The sequence below is a fragment of the Paraburkholderia sp. A3BS-1L genome (assembly GCF_051125215.1).
Lineage (GTDB): Bacteria > Pseudomonadota > Gammaproteobacteria > Burkholderiales > Burkholderiaceae > Paraburkholderia.
In genome coordinates this window covers 506,443-522,686 of record NZ_CP120442.1, presented here as the reverse complement: position 1 = coordinate 522,686, position 16,244 = coordinate 506,443, and the positions used below count along the sequence as shown (strand labels likewise).

15 protein-coding genes are annotated in these 16,244 nt (G+C 66.8%); 10 read left to right on the top strand and 5 right to left on the bottom strand.

All coding sequences use genetic code 11. From position 1 onward, the window contains the following. The first annotated feature begins 8 nt into the window (after positions 1 to 8). On the top strand, positions 9 to 1,616 hold the full coding sequence (locus P5W99_RS02375) for an FMN-binding glutamate synthase family protein (RefSeq protein ID WP_421023041.1): 1,608 nt from the start codon (positions 9 to 11) through the stop codon (positions 1,614 to 1,616). Between the two features lie 72 nt (positions 1,617 to 1,688). Here P5W99_RS02375 and P5W99_RS02370 read toward each other — a convergent pair whose 3' ends face one another. Beyond that, positions 1,689 to 2,300: a glutathione S-transferase gene (locus P5W99_RS02370; RefSeq protein WP_421023040.1), complete on the bottom strand. Its 612-nt coding sequence runs from the start codon at positions 2,298 to 2,300 to the stop codon at positions 1,689 to 1,691. Positions 2,301 to 2,499: 199 nt separating this feature from the next. Here P5W99_RS02370 and P5W99_RS02365 point away from each other — a divergent pair, with 199 nt between their 5' ends. From P5W99_RS02365 to P5W99_RS02325, 9 genes are all read left to right on the top strand, one after another. Beyond that, complete coding sequence (locus P5W99_RS02365; protein ID WP_421073487.1) at positions 2,500 to 3,978, top strand: aminopeptidase P N-terminal domain-containing protein; 1,479 nt, start codon at positions 2,500 to 2,502, stop codon at positions 3,976 to 3,978. 86 nt (positions 3,979 to 4,064) lie between these two features. Next, positions 4,065 to 5,363, top strand: a complete 1,299-nt coding sequence (locus P5W99_RS02360) for a UbiH/UbiF/VisC/COQ6 family ubiquinone biosynthesis hydroxylase (RefSeq protein ID WP_421073885.1) — start codon at positions 4,065 to 4,067, stop codon at positions 5,361 to 5,363. Between the two features lie 227 nt (positions 5,364 to 5,590). Further along, the gene (gene dusB, locus P5W99_RS02355; RefSeq protein WP_434661640.1) at positions 5,591 to 6,664 is read left to right on the top strand and encodes a tRNA dihydrouridine synthase DusB; all 1,074 of its coding nucleotides are present in this window, start codon (positions 5,591 to 5,593) and stop codon (positions 6,662 to 6,664) included. Beyond that, the gene (locus tag P5W99_RS02350; protein ID WP_065065118.1) at positions 6,661 to 6,894 is read left to right on the top strand and encodes a Fis family transcriptional regulator; all 234 of its coding nucleotides are present in this window, start codon (positions 6,661 to 6,663) and stop codon (positions 6,892 to 6,894) included. Before dusB ends, P5W99_RS02350 begins: the two co-directional genes overlap by 4 nt. Positions 6,895 to 6,971: 77 nt before the next feature. Further along, positions 6,972 to 8,537, top strand: coding sequence for a bifunctional phosphoribosylaminoimidazolecarboxamide formyltransferase/IMP cyclohydrolase (purH, locus tag P5W99_RS02345; RefSeq protein ID WP_421023037.1), 1,566 nt, complete (start codon positions 6,972 to 6,974; stop codon positions 8,535 to 8,537). A gap of 179 nt (positions 8,538 to 8,716) precedes the next feature. After that, the gene (ruvC, locus tag P5W99_RS02340; RefSeq protein ID WP_421042542.1) at positions 8,717 to 9,259 is read left to right on the top strand and encodes a crossover junction endodeoxyribonuclease RuvC; all 543 of its coding nucleotides are present in this window, start codon (positions 8,717 to 8,719) and stop codon (positions 9,257 to 9,259) included. 98 nt (positions 9,260 to 9,357) lie between these two features. Further along, complete coding sequence (gene ruvA, locus P5W99_RS02335; RefSeq protein WP_421042543.1) at positions 9,358 to 9,939, top strand: Holliday junction branch migration protein RuvA; 582 nt, start codon at positions 9,358 to 9,360, stop codon at positions 9,937 to 9,939. Between the two features lie 138 nt (positions 9,940 to 10,077). Further along, complete coding sequence (gene ruvB, locus P5W99_RS02330) at positions 10,078 to 11,157, top strand: Holliday junction branch migration DNA helicase RuvB (RefSeq protein ID WP_421023034.1); 1,080 nt, start codon at positions 10,078 to 10,080, stop codon at positions 11,155 to 11,157. Between the two features lie 35 nt (positions 11,158 to 11,192). Further along, positions 11,193 to 12,137, top strand: coding sequence for an oxygenase MpaB family protein (locus tag P5W99_RS02325; protein ID WP_434661638.1), 945 nt, complete (start codon positions 11,193 to 11,195; stop codon positions 12,135 to 12,137). Between the two features lie 99 nt (positions 12,138 to 12,236). Here the strand turns inward: P5W99_RS02325 and P5W99_RS02320 are convergent, their stop codons facing one another. From P5W99_RS02320 to tyrS, 4 genes are all read right to left on the bottom strand, one after another. After that, entirely contained in the window at positions 12,237 to 13,394 is a 1,158-nt protein-coding gene (locus P5W99_RS02320; RefSeq protein WP_421042545.1) for a branched-chain amino acid ABC transporter substrate-binding protein, read from the bottom strand. A gap of 286 nt (positions 13,395 to 13,680) precedes the next feature. Continuing rightward, the gene (locus tag P5W99_RS02315) at positions 13,681 to 14,352 is read right to left on the bottom strand and encodes a histidine phosphatase family protein (protein ID WP_421042546.1); all 672 of its coding nucleotides are present in this window, start codon (positions 14,350 to 14,352) and stop codon (positions 13,681 to 13,683) included. Between the two features lie 29 nt (positions 14,353 to 14,381). Continuing rightward, positions 14,382 to 14,852: a D-aminoacyl-tRNA deacylase gene (dtd, locus tag P5W99_RS02310; RefSeq protein WP_421023030.1), complete on the bottom strand. Its 471-nt coding sequence runs from the start codon at positions 14,850 to 14,852 to the stop codon at positions 14,382 to 14,384. Positions 14,853 to 14,886: 34 nt separating this feature from the next. Beyond that, positions 14,887 to 16,140 (bottom strand): tyrosine--tRNA ligase, encoded by a 1,254-nt coding sequence (gene tyrS / locus P5W99_RS02305; RefSeq protein WP_421042547.1) that lies wholly within the window; start codon positions 16,138 to 16,140, stop codon positions 14,887 to 14,889. Positions 16,141 to 16,244 lie beyond the last annotated feature (104 nt).

The following is a 16,244-nucleotide window of genomic DNA, read 5'->3' as shown; positions in this document are numbered from 1 at the left end:
CCCCACCCATGTTTTCCCGACGTTACCTTGCCATGTGGTGCGCGGTGCTGCTGCTGGCAGCCTGCGTGCTTGCAGCGGCGCTCCATCATCTGTCGTGGCTGTGCGCCGTCGTGCCGGCGCTCATCGTCGCGCTCGGCATCTGGGACATGACCCAGCAGCGCCACGCCATCCTGCGCAACTATCCGCTCTGGGGTCATCTGCGCTTTCTGTTCGAGTTCGTGCGTCCCGAAATCCGCCAGTACTTCGTCGAAGACGACACCGACGAAAAACCCTTCTCGCTCGTGCAGCGCAGCGTGGTCTACCAGCGCTCGAAGAACGTCGTCGACAGCCGCCCGTACGGCACCGAGCTCGACGTGAAGGCCGTAGGCCACGAGTGGATCAGCCATTCGCTCGCGCCGACCAAACTCGCGGGCAGCGACTTCCGCGTGCTGGTGGGCGCGCAGCGCGCGCAGCCGTATTCGATGTCGATTTTCAACATCTCGGCGATGAGCTTCGGCGCGCTATCCGCCAACGCCATCCGCGCGCTCAACCTGGGCGCGAAGAAAGGCGGCTTCGCGCACGACACCGGCGAAGGCTCGATGTCGAAATACCACCGCGAGAACGGCGGCGACATCATCTGGGAAGTCGCCTCGGGCTACTTCGGCTGCCGCAACGACGACGGCACCTTCAGCGCCGAAAAATTCCAGCGCCTCGCCCAGGAGCCGCAGGTGAAGATGATCGAGGTGAAGCTCTCGCAGGGCGCGAAGCCGGGCCACGGCGGCATGCTGCTGGCCGCCAAGGTCACGCCCGAGATTGCCGAGACGCGCGGCATTCCGATCGGCCAGGATTGCGTCTCGCCCGCGCGCCATTCGGAGTTCTCCACGCCGCGCGGCCTGCTCGAATTCGTCGAGCGCCTGCGCAAGCTCTCGGGCGGCAAGCCCACCGGCTTCAAGCTGTGCATCGGCCACCCGTGGGAGTTCTTCGGCATCGCCAAGGCCATGCTCGAAACCGGCATCTTGCCCGACTTCATCGTCGTGGACGGCGCCGAAGGCGGCACGGGCGCCGCGCCCATCGAGTTCACCGATCACATCGGCACGCCGCTGCAGGAGGGCCTGCTGCTCGTGCACAACACGCTCGTGGGCATCGGCCTGCGCGACAAAATCAAGATTGGTGCAAGCGGCAAGATCATCACCGCATTCGATATCGCCAAGACGCTCGCGATCGGCGCGGACTGGGTCAACTCGGCGCGCGGCTTCATGTTCGCGGTGGGCTGCATCCAGGCGCAGAAGTGCCATTCGGACCGCTGCCCCACCGGCGTCGCGACCCAGGACCCGGCGCGCCAGCGCGCACTGAACGTGCCGGACAAGGGCGAGCGCGTCTACTATTTCCATCGCAACACGCTGCACGCGCTGCAGGAAATCCTCCAGGCCGCGGGACTCGAGAGCCCCGCCGATCTGCGCGCGCATCACATCGTGCGCCGTGTTTCGTCGTATGAAGTCAAGCTGATGTCGGAACTGCTCAAGTACCTGAAGCCTGGCGACCTCATCGAAGGGCGTTACCGCTATCAGCTGTACGAGAAGTGGTGGCCGGTCGCGCGCAGCGATTCGTTCGTGCCGGATATCGACAAGATGGGCTGACGCCCAGATGGTTGCGCGCGCAACGTCATGGCGGCGTGCGCGCGTCCTGCGTAACGAGGTGTTTGACGTGTTTTACGCCTGCGGCACGGTATCGGCGAACGACGGCCGCTGCATGAGCTTGTCGAAATGCCGGGCGAGATTCGGATGCGGCTCGCGCCAGTCGAGCTCCGGCATGCGGAAGTCGAGATAGCCGAGCGCGCAGCCCACCGCGATGTCGGCGAGCGTGTAGCGGTTGCCCGCGCACCACGCATTGCCCGCAAGACCCTTGGCCATCGCGTTCAAGCCCTCGCGAATCTTGCGCTGCTGGCGCGCGACCCATGCCTCGCTGCGCTGCTCGGGCTCGCGCTGCGTGCCTTCCAGGCGGATCAGCACGGCGGCGTCGAGCATGCCGTCGGCGAGCGCCTCCCAGCACCGCACCTCCACGCGCTCGCGCCCGCCCTGCGGAATCAGCTTGCCGACCGGCGAGAGCATGTCGACGTACTCGCAGATCACGCGCGAATCGAACACGGCTTCGCCGTCCTCCATCACGAGACACGGCACCTTGCCGAGCGGGTTGAAATCGTGAATTGCCGTGTCGGCGCCCCACACGTTTTCAAGCACCAGCTTGTAGTCGATTTTCTTTTCGGCGAGCATGATCCGCGCCTTGCGGACGTACGGGCTGCCGAGCGAACCGATAAGTTTCATCACACCTGCCTTTTCTGGAATCCGGCGAAAGTATACGTTGGAATGCCCTGATTCTGACGGGTCGCCTTCGCTAGCAGCAGATTTCTCCGATCAGCGTTGTCGGCTCGATGCAACAACGCACGCGAGCGGTCCCCGGCGACGCGCGTGCTGCACAGAAGCCACTGCGCAGGCGCAACTACGCAGGCGCTACAATCGCAAGATGGACACGACCCTCACGGAAAGCGCCTCGGCCGCCTCGCGCGCCGCAGCCGATGCGCCGCGCGGCCCCGATGGCGGCGCCGCGCTGTACCGCGCGCGCCGCGAACGCGTGCTCGCCGCGCTGCGCGCCAAAGGCGGCGGCGTGGCGCTGGTGCCCACCGCGCCCGAGGCGCTGCGCAACCGCGACACCGAATATCCGTATCGGCACGACAGCTACTTCTATTACCTCACCGGCTTCACCGAGCCCGAGGCGCTGCTCGTGCTCGACGCGAGCGCGGGCGAGAACCAGCCCGCCACGATCCTGTTCTGCCGCGCGAAGAACGTCGAGCGCGAGACGTGGGAAGGCTTTCGCTTCGGGCCCGACGGCGCGCGCGAGGCATTCGGCTTCGACGCCGCGTTTGCCGTCGACGATATCGACACCCAGGTGCCGCGCCTGATCGCCGATCGCCCGGCGCTCCATTACGCGCTGGCGGCCTCGGAGCGCTTCGACGCGCAGGTCAAGCGCTGGATCGACGCCGTGCGCGCGCAGTCGCGCAGCGGCGTTGCCGCGCCGGCTGCCGCGTACGACCTCGTGCCGCTGCTCGACGACATGCGCATCGTCAAGGACGCACACGAGCTCGACACCATGCGCCGCGCCGCGAAAATTTCGGCGCTCGCGCACGTGCGCGCCATGCAGGCGTGCCGCGCCGGCATGCGCGAATACGAGCTCGAAGCCGAGCTGCTCTACACGTTCCGCAAGCACGGCGCGCAGGCGCCCGCCTACGGCTCGATCGTCGCGACGGGCGCGAACGCCTGCGTGCTCCACTACCCGGCCGGCAACGCGGTGGTGCGCGAAGGGGACCTGATCCTGATCGACGCCGCCTGCGAGCTGAACGGCTACGCCTCGGACATCACGCGCACCTTTCCCGCGAGCGGGCGCTACACGAGCGCCCAGCGCGAGCTCTACGAGATCGTGCTCGCGGCTCAGCAGGCCGCCATCGACGCCACGCGCGCGGGCGTGAACTTCGAGGCGCCGCACGAGGCCGCCGTGCGCGTGCTCGCGCAAGGGCTGCTCGACACGGGCATCGTGGACAAGCAGCGCTGTGCCAGCGTCGACGACGTGATCGCCGCGCGCGCCTACGCGCGCTTCTATATGCATCGCACCGGGCACTGGCTCGGCATGGATGTGCACGACGCGGGCGACTATCGTGAGCGCGGCGAACGCGACGCAAATGCCGCCTCTGCCAATACCAATGCCAATGCCCCTGCCGCCGCCGCGCCGCCCTGGCGCACGCTGCGGCCCGGCATGACGCTCACGATCGAGCCCGGCCTCTACGTGCGCGCCGCCGAAGACGTGCCCGAGCGCTACTGGGACATCGGCATCCGCATCGAGGACGACGCCATCGTGACCGCCGCCGGCTGCGAGCTGATCACGCGCGACGTGCCCGTGGCCGCCGACGAAATCGAGGCGCTGATGCAGGACGCGCGACGCGGCGCGTGAGCGCACTTAAAAAGCCAACGATCTGAAGCGAACGCAGCGACATGAATGCAGCGAACACCCCGGCAGGCGGGGCCACGAGCGGGATGATGAGCGGGACCGCAAGCGCAGCCACGCACGCGCCCAACGAATATGACGTGATCATCGTCGGCGCGGGTCCGGTCGGGCTCGCGCTCGCCGGCTGGCTCGCGCGGCGCAGCGCGACGGCGGCCCTCTCGGTCGCGTTGATCGACGCGCGCGAACCCGACGACAGCGCCGGCGACCCGCGCGCCATCGCGGTCTCGCAGGGCAGCCGCACGCTGCTGCAGGCGCTCGCGTGGCCGCAGGACGCAACGCCGATCGAGCGCATCCACGTCTCGCAGCGCGGCCACTTCGGCCGCACGCTGATCGACCGGCACGACTACGACCTGCCCGCGCTTGGCTATGTCGCGCGCTACGGCGCGATCGTGCAGTCGCTCGCGCAGGCGGTGCGCGGCACGCGCGTGCACTGGCTGCACCACACGCACGCGCACGAACCGGTCGTCGAACACGACGGCGTGACGCTGCCCGTGCAAAGCGCGGGCGTCATGCGCACGCTGCGCGCGCGCATTCTCGTGAACGCGGAAGGCGGGCTCTATCGGGCGCAAACCGCGCACCAGCCGCCGCGCACCGGCACGGACCGTAACGACGAACAAGGCGAAACCGCCGATGCTTCGGGCGAGGCCGGCTCCGCCACCGCCACGGACACGGACACGCGCAAGCGCACCCGCGACTACGGCCAGACCGCGCTGGTCGGCGTGGTGACGGTTTCTTCGCCGCAGCCGCATGTGGCTTGGGAGCGCTTCACGAACGAAGGCCCGATCGCGCTATTGCCGATCGGCGGCGTGCGCGGCGCGGACTACGCGCTCGTGTGGTGCTCGTCGCCGGTCGAGGCCGAGCGCCGTGCCCAGCTTTCCGACGCCGATTTCCTCGCCGCGCTCGGCGCCGCCTTCGGCACGCGGCTGGGGCGCTTCACGCAGATCCATGGCCGCGCGGCGTTCCCACTCGGCCTGAACGCGCTCGACACGCTGGTGAGCGGCAACAACCGCATCGCGGCCGTGGGCAACGCGGCGCAAACGCTGCATCCGGTGGCCGGCCAGGGCCTGAATCTCGGCCTGCGCGATGCCCACGCGCTCGCCGACGCCCTTGCGCAACACGGCGCGACCCCGCATGCGCTCGCCGACTTCGCGGGCCGCCGCGCGTTCGACCGCCGCATGACGATCGGCGCGACGGACATGCTCGCGCGCCTGTTCACCATCGACTTCGCGCCGCTCGCGGCGCTGCGCGGCCTCGCGCTCACGGCGCTCGAGCTCGCGCCGCCGATGAAGACGGCGCTCGCGCGGCAGATGATGTTCGGGCAGCGGAATTAACAGGACGAATCGGCGCTCACTCTGAAAGGGTCGAATCGCGTTTCATATCAAGGCGTTGCGCCCGAGCCTTGGCCCGTCTGCCAGAACAACACCAGGGTCCACAAGCCGAGACCGCCCATCTCGTTAACGCTAAAATATGCGTTTCCCCTTTTCGAGCCGCCGCCGCGCCGATGCCTTCGACGTCCATCGAAGCCAGCCGGGCGCGCTGCCGCTTTCGTCCGTGCATCATGTTCACAATTGGCCGACACACCCTGCGCAACAACCTGTTCGTCGCCCCCATGGCGGGCGTGACGGACCGGCCGTTCCGTCAGCTGTGCAAGCGGCTGGGCGCGGGCTATGCGGTCTCGGAGATGGTCGCGTCCAACGCGCAGCTCTGGAAGAGCGAGAAGACCATGCGCCGCGCCAATCACGCGGGCGAGGTCGAGCCCATCGCCGTGCAGATCGCCGGCGCGGACCCGGAGATGATGGCCGAAGCGGCGCGCTATAACGTCGCAAACGGCGCGCAGATCATCGACATCAACATGGGCTGTCCGGCCAAGAAGGTCTGCAACGTGGCGGCCGGCTCCGCGCTGCTGCAAAACGAGCCGCTCGTCGCGCGCATCGTTAAGGCCGTGGTGGACGCCGTGGGCGTCGGCCCCGACGCCGTGCCCGTCACGCTCAAGATCCGCACGGGCTGGGACCGCGAGCACCGCAATGCGCTCACCATCGCGCGCATTGCGGAAGACAGCGGCATCTCCATGCTCACCATGCACGGGCGCACGCGCGCCGACCTCTATCACGGCGAAGCGGAGTACGAAACGATTGCGGCGGTGAAGGCCGCCGCGCGCATTCCGGTGGTCGCCAACGGCGACATCACGAAGCCGCAGAAGGCGCGTGACGTGCTCGCCTTCACGGGCGCCGACGCCATCATGATCGGCCGCGCGGCGCAGGGCCGCCCGTGGCTCTTTCGCGAGATCGAGCACTTTCTGTCGACCGGCGAGCTGCTGCCGCCCCCGCGCGTGAACGAGATCCAGGCGATCATGAACGAGCACCTCGAAGACCACTACGCGTTTTATGGCGAATTTACGGGTGTGCGTACTGCGCGCAAGCATATCGGCTGGTACACTCGCGGCCTTTGCGGCGCCAATACCTTCCGGCATCGCATGAACACGCTGGACACCACGCGCGACCAACTCGCCGCCGTCAACCAGTTCTTCGACGAGCAAAAGGCCGTTTCCGAGCGCCTCGTCTACGTCGACGACGAAACCGGCGCCGATGGCGCAAGCGGCGAGCGCGAACCCACCGATCGACTGGCAGCATGAGCAAGCACAATATCGAACAATCCGTCCGCGAGAGCCTGGGCATGTACTTTCAGGATCTCGACGGCAGCAACCCGCACGACGTCTACGAAATGGTGATGGCGTGCGTCGAAAAACCGATGCTCGAGGTGGTGCTCGAGCAGGCAGGCGGCAATCAGTCGCTGGCCGCCGAGTATCTCGGCATCAACCGCAACACGCTGCGCAAGAAGCTTCAGCAGCACGGCCTGCTGTAACGGCCGTCGCCGCTCATCAGGGCGGTACTGGACTTCCGGCGCGGACTCCTCGATCCCTCGGCAACTTCTCCCCCATCATGATCAAGCAAGCGCTCATCTCCGTTTCCGACAAGGCCGGTATCGTCGATTTCGCGAAATCGCTGTCGGACCTCGGCGTCAAGATCCTGTCGACCGGCGGCACCGCGAAACTGCTCGCGGACGCGGGTCTCTCCGTCACCGAAGTGGCCGATTACACCGGCTTCCCGGAAATGCTCGATGGGCGCGTGAAAACGCTGCACCCGAAGGTCCACGGCGGCATCCTCGCGCGCCGCGACCTGCCCGAGCACATGGCCGCGCTCGAAAAGCACGACATCCCGACGATCGACCTGCTGGTGGTGAACCTCTACCCGTTCGTCCAGACGATCTCGAAAGAAGAGTGCTCGCTCGAAGACGCGATCGAGAACATCGACATCGGCGGCCCGACCATGCTGCGCTCGGCGGCGAAGAACCACCGCGACGTGACCGTCGTGGTGGATCCCGCCGACTACGCGAAGGTACTGGAAGAAATGCGCGCGAACGGCAACGCCGTGAGCTACGCGACCAACTTCCGCCTCGCGACCAAGGTGTTCTCGCACACGGCGCAGTATGACGGCGCGATCACGAACTACCTCACGAGCCTCACCGAAGCGCTCGAGCACAAATCGCGCAACACCTACCCGGCCGTGCTGAACCTCGCGTTCGACAAGGTCCAGGACCTGCGTTACGGCGAAAACCCGCACCAGAGCGCCGCGTTCTATCGCGATCTTGCGACGCCGGCTGGCGCGCTCGCGAACTACACGCAGATCCAGGGCAAGGAACTCTCGTACAACAACATCGCCGACTCGGACGCCGCGTGGGAGTGCGTGAAGACTTTCGACGCCCCCGCCTGCGTGATCATCAAGCACGCGAATCCGTGCGGCGTGGCCGTCGGTGCTGACACGCTCGAAGCGTATTCGAAGGCGTTCCAGACCGACCCGACCTCGGCGTTCGGCGGCATCATCGCGTTCAACCGCGAAGTGGACGAAGCTGCGGCGCAGGCAGTCTCGAAGCAGTTCGTCGAAGTGCTGATCGCGCCGTCGTTCTCGGCAGCCGCCAAGGCCGTGTTCGCCGCGAAGCAGAACGTGCGTCTGCTCGAGATCGCTTTGGGCGAAGGCCATAACGCATTCGACTTCAAGCGCGTGGGCGGCGGCCTGCTGGTGCAATCGCTCGACGCGAAGAACGTGCAGCCGCACGAGCTGCGCGTGGTGACCAAGCGCCACCCGACGCCGAAGGAAATGGACGATCTGATGTTCGCGTGGCGCGTCGCGAAGTTCGTGAAGTCCAACGCCATCGTGTTCTGCGCCAACGGCATGACGATGGGCGTGGGCGCGGGCCAGATGAGCCGCGTGGACTCGGCGCGCATCGCCAGCATCAAGGCCGAGAACGCGGGTCTGAAGCTCGCGGGCACGGCCGTGGCGTCGGATGCGTTCTTCCCGTTTCGTGACGGCCTCGACGTGGTGGTCAACGCGGGCGCGACCTGCGTGATCCAGCCGGGCGGCTCGATGCGCGACGACGAGGTGATCGCCGCCGCCGACGAGCACAACATCGCCATGGTGATGACGGGCATCCGCCACTTCCGTCACTAATCGCCCCGGCGCGCGAGACGCGCCGATACTGCGAGAAGCCCGCCGGACCTCGCGTCCCGCGGGTTTTTCTTTACGCCGCGCCCGGCGTTCCCGCGTGCCGCCAAGGCTCGCGGCCGCTGTGCCGTTCGTTGTACCATCGCAGGCACATCCTCGACACACAGCGCTTTCCCCCGCATTTCATGAGAATTCTCGGCATCGACCCCGGCTTGCGCGTGACCGGCTTCGGCGTGATCGAGCGTCACGGTCACCAGCTCACGTATGTCGCAAGCGGCGTCATCCGCACCGCCGATGCCGATCTGCCCACGCGCCTCGGCACCATCTTCGAAGGCGTCTGCACGCTGATCCGCCAGCACGCGCCCGACCAGGCCGCCATCGAAAAGGTCTTCGTCAACGTCAATCCGCAGTCGACGCTGCTGCTCGGCCAAGCGCGCGGCGCGGCCATCTGCGGGCTCGTCTCGGGTGGCGTGCCGGTGGCCGAATACACCGCGCTGCAACTGAAGCAGGCCGTCGTGGGCTATGGCCGTGCGACCAAGGAGCAGATGCAGCAGATGGTCGTGCGCCTGCTCGCGCTCACGGGCACGCCCGGCACCGATGCCGCCGACGCGCTCGGTATGGCGATCTGCCACGCACATAGCGGCGACACGCTCGCGGCGCTCGGCGGCATCGCGCCCACGCTCGCGAAGAAGGGCGTGCGCGTGCGGCGCGGACGGTTGATCGGCTAAACAACGCCCCTGGCCATCAGGCCAACGTTCAGAGGAAGCGCGCCGCGCAGCAGCGCGCTCCGCTACACTCTGCCCTTTCCCACATCACTGAACTTGCCATGATCGGTCGCATTGCCGGCGTATTGCTGGAAAAGAACCCGCCGCACCTGCTCATCGACTGCAACGGCATCGGCTACGAAGTCGACGTGCCGATGAGCACGTTCTACAACCTGCCCGGCACCGGCGAAAAAGTCGTACTGCTCACGCAGATGATCGTGCGCGAGGACGCGCACCTGCTTTACGGCTTCGGCACCGCGCAGGAGCGCGCGACGTTTCGCGAACTGCTCAAGATCACCGGCATCGGCGCGCGCATGGCGCTGGCCGTACTCTCGGGCATGAGCGTGCACGATCTCTCGCAGGCCGTGACGCTGCAGGACTCGGCGCGCCTCACGCGCGTGCCCGGCATCGGCAAGAAAACCGCCGAGCGCCTGCTGCTCGAACTCAAGGGCAAGCTCGGCGCGGATCTGGGCGCGATGGCCGCGGCGGCGTCGCCCTCGGACCACGCGAACGACATCCTCAACGCGCTGCTCGCGCTCGGCTATTCGGAGAAAGAAGCGCTCGCCGCCATCAAGAGCGTGCCGGCCGGCACGGGCGTCTCCGAAGGCATCAAGCTCGCGCTGAAGGTGCTCTCGAAGGCGTGAGGGCCGCGTGATGCCGCGTGATGCCGCGTGATGCCGCGTGATGCCGCGTGATGCCGCGTGATGGCTGCGTGATGATGCTGCCTTGTGGCGGCGCGCGGTGCGTGCGATACGCGTGGTACAGCGCGGTACAATCGCTGCATGATCGAAACCGACAAACTCGCCGCTAGCGGTGGCGCCAGCCCCAGCCGCGTGATCGCCGCCACGCCGGCCTCGTCCAACGAGGAGGCGTTCGAGCGCGCGCTGCGCCCGCGCCAGCTCGACGAATACGTTGGCCAGGAAAAGGTGCGCGGCCAGCTCGAAATCTTCATCGAGGCCGCCAAACGCCGCTCGGAACCGCTCGACCACGTGCTGCTGTTCGGGCCGCCGGGCCTCGGCAAGACCACGCTCGCGCACATCATCGCGCGCGAAATGGGTGTCAATCTGCGGCAGACCTCGGGCCCCGTGCTCGAACGCGCGGGCGACCTCGCGGCGCTGCTCACCAACCTCGAAGCCCACGACGTGCTGTTCATCGACGAAATCCACCGGCTCTCGCCGGTCGTCGAGGAAATTCTGTATCCGGCGCTCGAGGACTATCAGATCGACATCATGATCGGCGAAGGGCCGGCCGCGCGCAGCGTGAAGCTCGACCTTCAGCCCTTCACGCTGGTGGGCGCAACCACGCGCGCGGGCATGCTCACGAACCCGCTGCGCGACCGCTTCGGCATCGTCTCGCGACTCGAGTTCTACAACGCAAGCGAGCTTTCGCGCATCGTGCAGCGCTCGTCGGCGCTGCTCGGCGCGCATATTCATCCTGACGGCGCGCTTGAAATCGCGCGCCGCTCGCGCGGCACGCCGCGTATCGCCAACCGCCTGCTGCGCCGCGTGCGCGATTACGCCGAAGTGAAGGCCGACGGCACGATCACCGCGCAGGTGGCCGACGCCGCGCTCAAGATGCTCGACGTCGATCCCGTGGGCTTCGACCTGATGGACCGCAAGCTGCTCGAAGCGATCCTGCACAAGTTCGACGGCGGCCCGGTGGGCGTGGACAATCTGGCGGCCGCCATTGGCGAAGAGCGCGACACGATCGAGGACGTGCTGGAACCGTACCTGATCCAGCAAGGCTTCCTGCAGCGCACGCCGCGCGGACGTGTGGCCACCCAGCTCACCTACCGGCACTTCGGCCTCGTCGTGCCCGACGACGCATCGACGGGCGGCGACTGGAGCCCGGACGCGTCGTAAGGCGCGGCAAGGCGCACAGCGCGAACGAGAGCACGATGTCCGATCACGCCGGCCGTCCCCCCAACGCTCCCGAACCGACTGGCCTCGTCGGCCAGATCGCGCGGCGCCTGCGCATGACGCTCGCCGAAAACGTCACGCATCTCACCACGGGCAGCGGCCCGAAGCTCGACTACTCGTCGCCGCCCGGCGACCCGGGTCTGTTCGGCCCGAACGCCATCTGCTGGAAAGTGCATGCCGACTTCGCCGCGATGATGGCGGGCGGCATCAGCGCCCTGCTGCTGCAAGCGCTGCACCCGCTCGCTCTCGCGGGCGTGTGGGACCACTCGACGTTTCGCAGCGACATTCTCGGCCGGCTGCGCCGCACCGCGACCTTTATCGCCGGCACCACCTACGGCAGCCGCGCCGATGCGCTCGCGCTCATCGAGCGCGTGAAGACCATTCACCTCGCGGTGACGGGCACCGCACCCGATGGCCGCGCGTATCGCGCAAGCGACCCCGCGCTGCTCACGTGGGTGCATGTGGCCGAGGTATCGAGCTTTCTGGCCGCCTATTTGCGCTACGTGAATCCCGCGCTGCCTGGCGAGGCGCAGGATCAGTACTACTCGGAAGTCGCGCTCATCGCACAGTTGCTGGGCGCAACCGAAGTGCCGCGCTCGCGCGCCGAAGTCGCGGCCTATCTGCAAGCGATGCAGCCCGAGCTCGTCGCCAGCGAGCGCACGCGCGAAGTCGTGCGCGTGCTGATGGAAGTGCCGGTGCCGCGCCCGGCGATGCGCCCCGCAGGCGCGTTGCTACGTAATGCGGGCATCGACCTCCTGCCGCCGTTCGCCCAGCAGATGCTCGGCTTCGACCGCTTCGCGCTCGCCCGCCGCGCGATGGTGCAGCCGCGCATGCGCGCGGTCGCGCCCGTGCTGCGCTGGGCGCTCGTCAATGGCGTCTCGAAACGCGCGCGCCGGCGCGCAGCCGCGCCACCAGCGCCCTGAATCCCTCCTCGTTCTGCTCGCCATGAAAAAACGGCCAGGCTGCTTGCGCAGGCTGGCCGCTTCATCGGAAACCTCATCCGGTCGAGGACCGGACGTTGCTTACATCTTCACCACGTCGAGCAGCGACTTCTTGCCCGCCTTGTAGTTGTAGAGCGAAATCACGCCGTGCTTGAGGTCGCCCTTCGAATCGAACACTGTCTCGCCGATCACACCCTTGTAGTCGGTGCCCGGGATCTGCGCGAGGACCTTCGCCGGATCGGTCGAGTTCGCGCGCTTCATTGCGTCGACGACGATGTACACCGCGTCGTAGGTGAACGGCGCATCGTATTCGACCGCGTGGCCAAAGCGCTTCTGGTATTTCGCCGAGAACGCCGCGCCGCCTTCCATGCGCTCGAGCGCCATGCCCGCTTGCGAACAGACGATGTTGTCGGAAGCCGAGCCCGCGAGTTGCGCGAGGCTTTCCGTGCACACGCCGTCGCCGGCCAGCACCTTCGCGCGCAGGCCAAGCTGGCGCGCCTGCTTGGCGAACGGGCCGCCGGTGGCGTCCATGCCGCCGTACATGATCGCGTCGGGATTCTCACCCTTGATCTTGGTGAGAATCGCGCGGAAATCGACGGCCTTGTCGTTGGTCGCATCGTGCGAGACGACCTTCATGCCGAGCGACTTCGCGGTCTTCTCGAACTCGTTCGCGAGGCCCTGGCCGTAGGCGGTCGAATCGTCGACCACGGCCACCGTCTTCACGTTCAGGCTTTTCGCGGCGTAGTTGGCCAGCGCGGGACCTTGCTGCGCGTCGGTCGCAACCACGCGATAGGTGGTCTTGAAGCCCTGCTGCGTGTAGGTCGGGTTCGTCGACGAGGGCGAGATCTGCACGATGCCCGCGTCGCTATAGATCTTCGCGGCGGGAATCGACGCGCCCGAATTCAGGTGGCCGATCACAGCCACGACCTTGTCGTCGACGAGCTTCTGCGCGACCTGGGTCGCCTGGCGCGGGTCGGCGCCGTCGTCCTGGCCGTCGAGCGCGAGCGTGACCTTCTGGCCGCCGATCGTGAGGCCCTTGGCGTTGATCTCTTCGATGGCGAGACGCGCGCCGTTTTCGTTGTCCTTGCCGAGGTGCGCCGAGCCGCCCGTGAGTGGGCCGACATGACCGATCTTGACGACCTGGTCAGCGGAAGCGTTGGCCGACGCAGTGGCCAAACTCGCCGCGAACGCCACGACAGCGGCGCTCACCGGCAACAGCTTGTGAAGCTTGAACGTCATTAAGAATCTCCTGCGGTTGTTCTTGAAACTGCGCTTCGTTTTTTCGTCTGCAACCCTGGCCTTGCCAACACCGCATGCACGGGGTGCGCGCATCCCTCTTCAACGCACGGCAAAGCGCAATGGTCTGGCAAATGGTATCAGGCGCTCCCGCTTTGCGGTTGGCCTTTGGAAAGTAATTGAAAGCAACAGGTAAGAGACTTGACGTCCGCAGCGGGCGCTGCACGCGCGAAATGCGCCGGTCGAGCGACGACCGGCGCGGCGAACCTCTTGGGGCTCAGCGGTTCGCTCAGGAGGAACGCTTGAAGCTGTCGTCGTCGCTTGGGCTCGGCAGATGCGTGACGTCGCCCCACGCGAGCACGCGCGCTTGCGTCGCCGCGCCGTCGCGCTCGAAATCGACGACGTTCACGCTCGTGTTCAAGAGCGGCCACGCGCGCGGCGCGTCGAGCGCGAGACCGTTCGCGAAACGATAGATGCAATCGAGCACGCCGCCATGCGCGACGCAGGCGATGCGCCCCCCGGGGTGCTTCGCGAGGATCGGCTCGAGCGCGTGCAGCACGCGGTGGTAGAACACGCGTTGCGACTCGCCCTCGGGCGGCGAGAAACCGGGGTCGCGGGTTTGCCAGTGTGCGTATTCGTCGGGAAAGCGCTCGGCGATCTGGTCGCCGTCGTGGCCCTGGAACGCGCCGTAGTTGCGCTCGCGCAGGCCTTCGGTGAGCTGGAGCGTCAGTCCGAGCGCATCGGCGACCGGCTGGGCCGTTTGTTGCGCGCGCATCAGGTCGCTCGACCAGATCGCGGCGAGGCGCACGCCCGCGCGCGCCTCGTTCGCACAACGCGCGGCGAGCAATTGGGCCTGCTCGATGCCGCTCTCGGCGAGCGGGATATCGATGTGCCCCTGAATGCGCTTGATGCGGTTCCAGGCCGTTTCGCCGTGGCGGATAAAGAGGATCTGCGTGGTCATGATGAATTGCGCACTTTCAATTGCGCGCGTTAATTGCGCACTTGCAGCCAGAACGTAACGGGCCCGTCATTGACGAGCGAAACCTGCATGTCGGCGCCGAACTCGCCGGTCTCGACCGTGGGGTGCTTTGTGCGCGCGGCGGCAACGAAGTAGTCGAATAGACGCCGCCCCTCGTCGGGCGGCGCGGCGGGCGTGAAGCTCGGGCGCAGGCCGCTGTTGGTATCGGCGGCAAGGGTGAACTGCGAGACCAGCAGGAGGCCGCCCGCCGCACCGTTGCCGTCGATGTTCTGCACCGGCAGATTCATCTTGCCCGCGGCGTCGCTGAACACGCGGTAGCCCAGCAGTTTCGCGAGCAGCTTGTCGGCGTTTGCTTCAGTGTCGCCGCGCTCCGCGCAAACCAGCGCGAGCAGGCCCTGGCCGATCGCGCCGGTCACGCGCTCCGCAGGGCCATCGGCGACGCGGACTTCGGCGCGGCGCACGCGTTGAATCAGCGCAATCATCGCGTGCGCTCCACGTCCAGAACGCGAATCGTCATCACGCGGTCAGCGTCACGCGCGCGAAGCGGCGCTTGCCCACCTGCACGACGAACTCGCCCGCGTCGACCTTCAGGCCCTTGTCGGACACGGTGGCGCCATCGATCTTCACGCCGCCCTGCTCGATGTTGCGCAGCGCCTCGCTCGTGGACGGCGCGAGCCCCGCCTGCTTGAGCAGCTGGCCAATGGCGAGCGGCGCGCCCGCGAGCGTGACCGACGGGATATCGTCGGGAACGCCGCCCTTCGCGCGGTGGTTGAAGTCTTCGAGCGCGCGCTCAGCGTCGGCCTGCGAGTGAAAGCGCGCAACGATTTCCTGCGCGAGCAGCACCTTGAAGTCGCGCGGGTTGCGGCCCGCTTCGATCTCGCGCTTGAAGCCTTCGATTTCGTCCATCGGACGGAACGAGAGCAGCGTGAAGTAACGCCACATCAGCGTGTCCGAGATGCTCATGAGCTTGCCGAACATGTCGTTGGGCTTCTCGCTGATGCCGACGTAGTTGTTCTTCGACTTCGACATCTTCTCGACGCCGTCGAGGCCTTCGAGCAGCGGCATCGTCAAGATGCACTGCTGCTCCTGACCGTACTGCTTCTGCAATTCGCGGCCGACGAGCAGGTTGAACTTCTGGTCCGTGCCGCCGAGCTCCAGATCCGCATTGAGCGCGACCGAGTCGTAGCCCTGCATCAGCGGATAGAGGAATTCGTGGATCGAGATGGGCACGCCGCTCTGGAAGCGCTTGGTGAAGTCCTCGCGCTCGAGAATGCGTGCGACCGTGTAGCGCGACGCGAGCTTGATCATGCCGTCGGCGCCGAGCGGCATCGACCATTCGCTGTTGTAGCGGATCTCGGTTTTTTCGCGGTCGAGCACGAGCGCGGCCTGCTCGAAGTACGTTTTCGCGTTCGACTGGATCTGCTCGCGCGTGAGCGGCGGACGCGTGGCGTTGCGCCCCGACGGGTCGCCGATCAGCGAGGTGAAGTCGCCGATCAGGAAGATCACGGTGTGGCCGAGATCCTGAAGCTGGCGCATCTTGTTGAGCACGACCGTGTGACCGATGTGGATGTCGGGCGCAGTCGGATCGAGACCGAGCTTGATGCGCAGCGGCTTGCCCGTGGCGGCACTGCGGGCGAGCTTCTGCTGGAATTCTTCTTCGATCAGCAGTTCGTCGACGCCGCGTTTGGTGACGGCGAGCGCGTGACGGACTTCGTCAGTGACCGGAAAGGCGTCTTTGGCGCCGCTGTTAGGAGTGGACTCGGTGCTCATGCTTCGATCGTTTCGTTGGGTTTAGACCGGGATTTTACGTGATTCGCGCGACAAGGCGACTTACGCTCAATAGCCATTGCCGCGATAATCACCGTCAGAATCCC

Bases quoted from the DNA above. Each gene is read 5' to 3' on its own strand.
- P5W99_RS02375 (WP_421023041.1), top strand. From the start codon at position 9: ATGTTTTCCCGACGTTACCTTGCCATGTGGTGCGCGGTGCTGCTGCTG.
- P5W99_RS02370 (WP_421023040.1), bottom strand. From the start codon at position 2,300: ATGAAACTTATCGGTTCGCTCGGCAGCCCGTACGTCCGCAAGGCGCGG.
- P5W99_RS02315 (WP_421042546.1), bottom strand. From the start codon at position 14,352: ATGACCACGCAGATCCTCTTTATCCGCCACGGCGAAACGGCCTGGAAC.
- ruvC (WP_421042542.1), top strand. From the start codon at position 8,717: ATGAGAATTCTCGGCATCGACCCCGGCTTGCGCGTGACCGGCTTCGGC.
- P5W99_RS02320 (WP_421042545.1), bottom strand. From the start codon at position 13,394: ATGACGTTCAAGCTTCACAAGCTGTTGCCGGTGAGCGCCGCTGTCGTG.
- P5W99_RS02350 (WP_065065118.1), top strand. From the start codon at position 6,661: ATGAGCAAGCACAATATCGAACAATCCGTCCGCGAGAGCCTGGGCATG.
- purH (WP_421023037.1), top strand. From the start codon at position 6,972: ATGATCAAGCAAGCGCTCATCTCCGTTTCCGACAAGGCCGGTATCGTC.
- P5W99_RS02360 (WP_421073885.1), top strand. From the start codon at position 4,065: ATGAGCGGGACCGCAAGCGCAGCCACGCACGCGCCCAACGAATATGAC.
- dtd (WP_421023030.1), bottom strand. From the start codon at position 14,852: ATGATTGCGCTGATTCAACGCGTGCGCCGCGCCGAAGTCCGCGTCGCC.
- dusB (WP_434661640.1), top strand. From the start codon at position 5,591: ATGTTCACAATTGGCCGACACACCCTGCGCAACAACCTGTTCGTCGCC.
- P5W99_RS02365 (WP_421073487.1), top strand. From the start codon at position 2,500: ATGGACACGACCCTCACGGAAAGCGCCTCGGCCGCCTCGCGCGCCGCA.
- P5W99_RS02325 (WP_434661638.1), top strand. From the start codon at position 11,193: ATGTCCGATCACGCCGGCCGTCCCCCCAACGCTCCCGAACCGACTGGC.
- ruvA (WP_421042543.1), top strand. From the start codon at position 9,358: ATGATCGGTCGCATTGCCGGCGTATTGCTGGAAAAGAACCCGCCGCAC.
- tyrS (WP_421042547.1), bottom strand. From the start codon at position 16,140: ATGAGCACCGAGTCCACTCCTAACAGCGGCGCCAAAGACGCCTTTCCG.
- ruvB (WP_421023034.1), top strand. From the start codon at position 10,078: ATGATCGAAACCGACAAACTCGCCGCTAGCGGTGGCGCCAGCCCCAGC.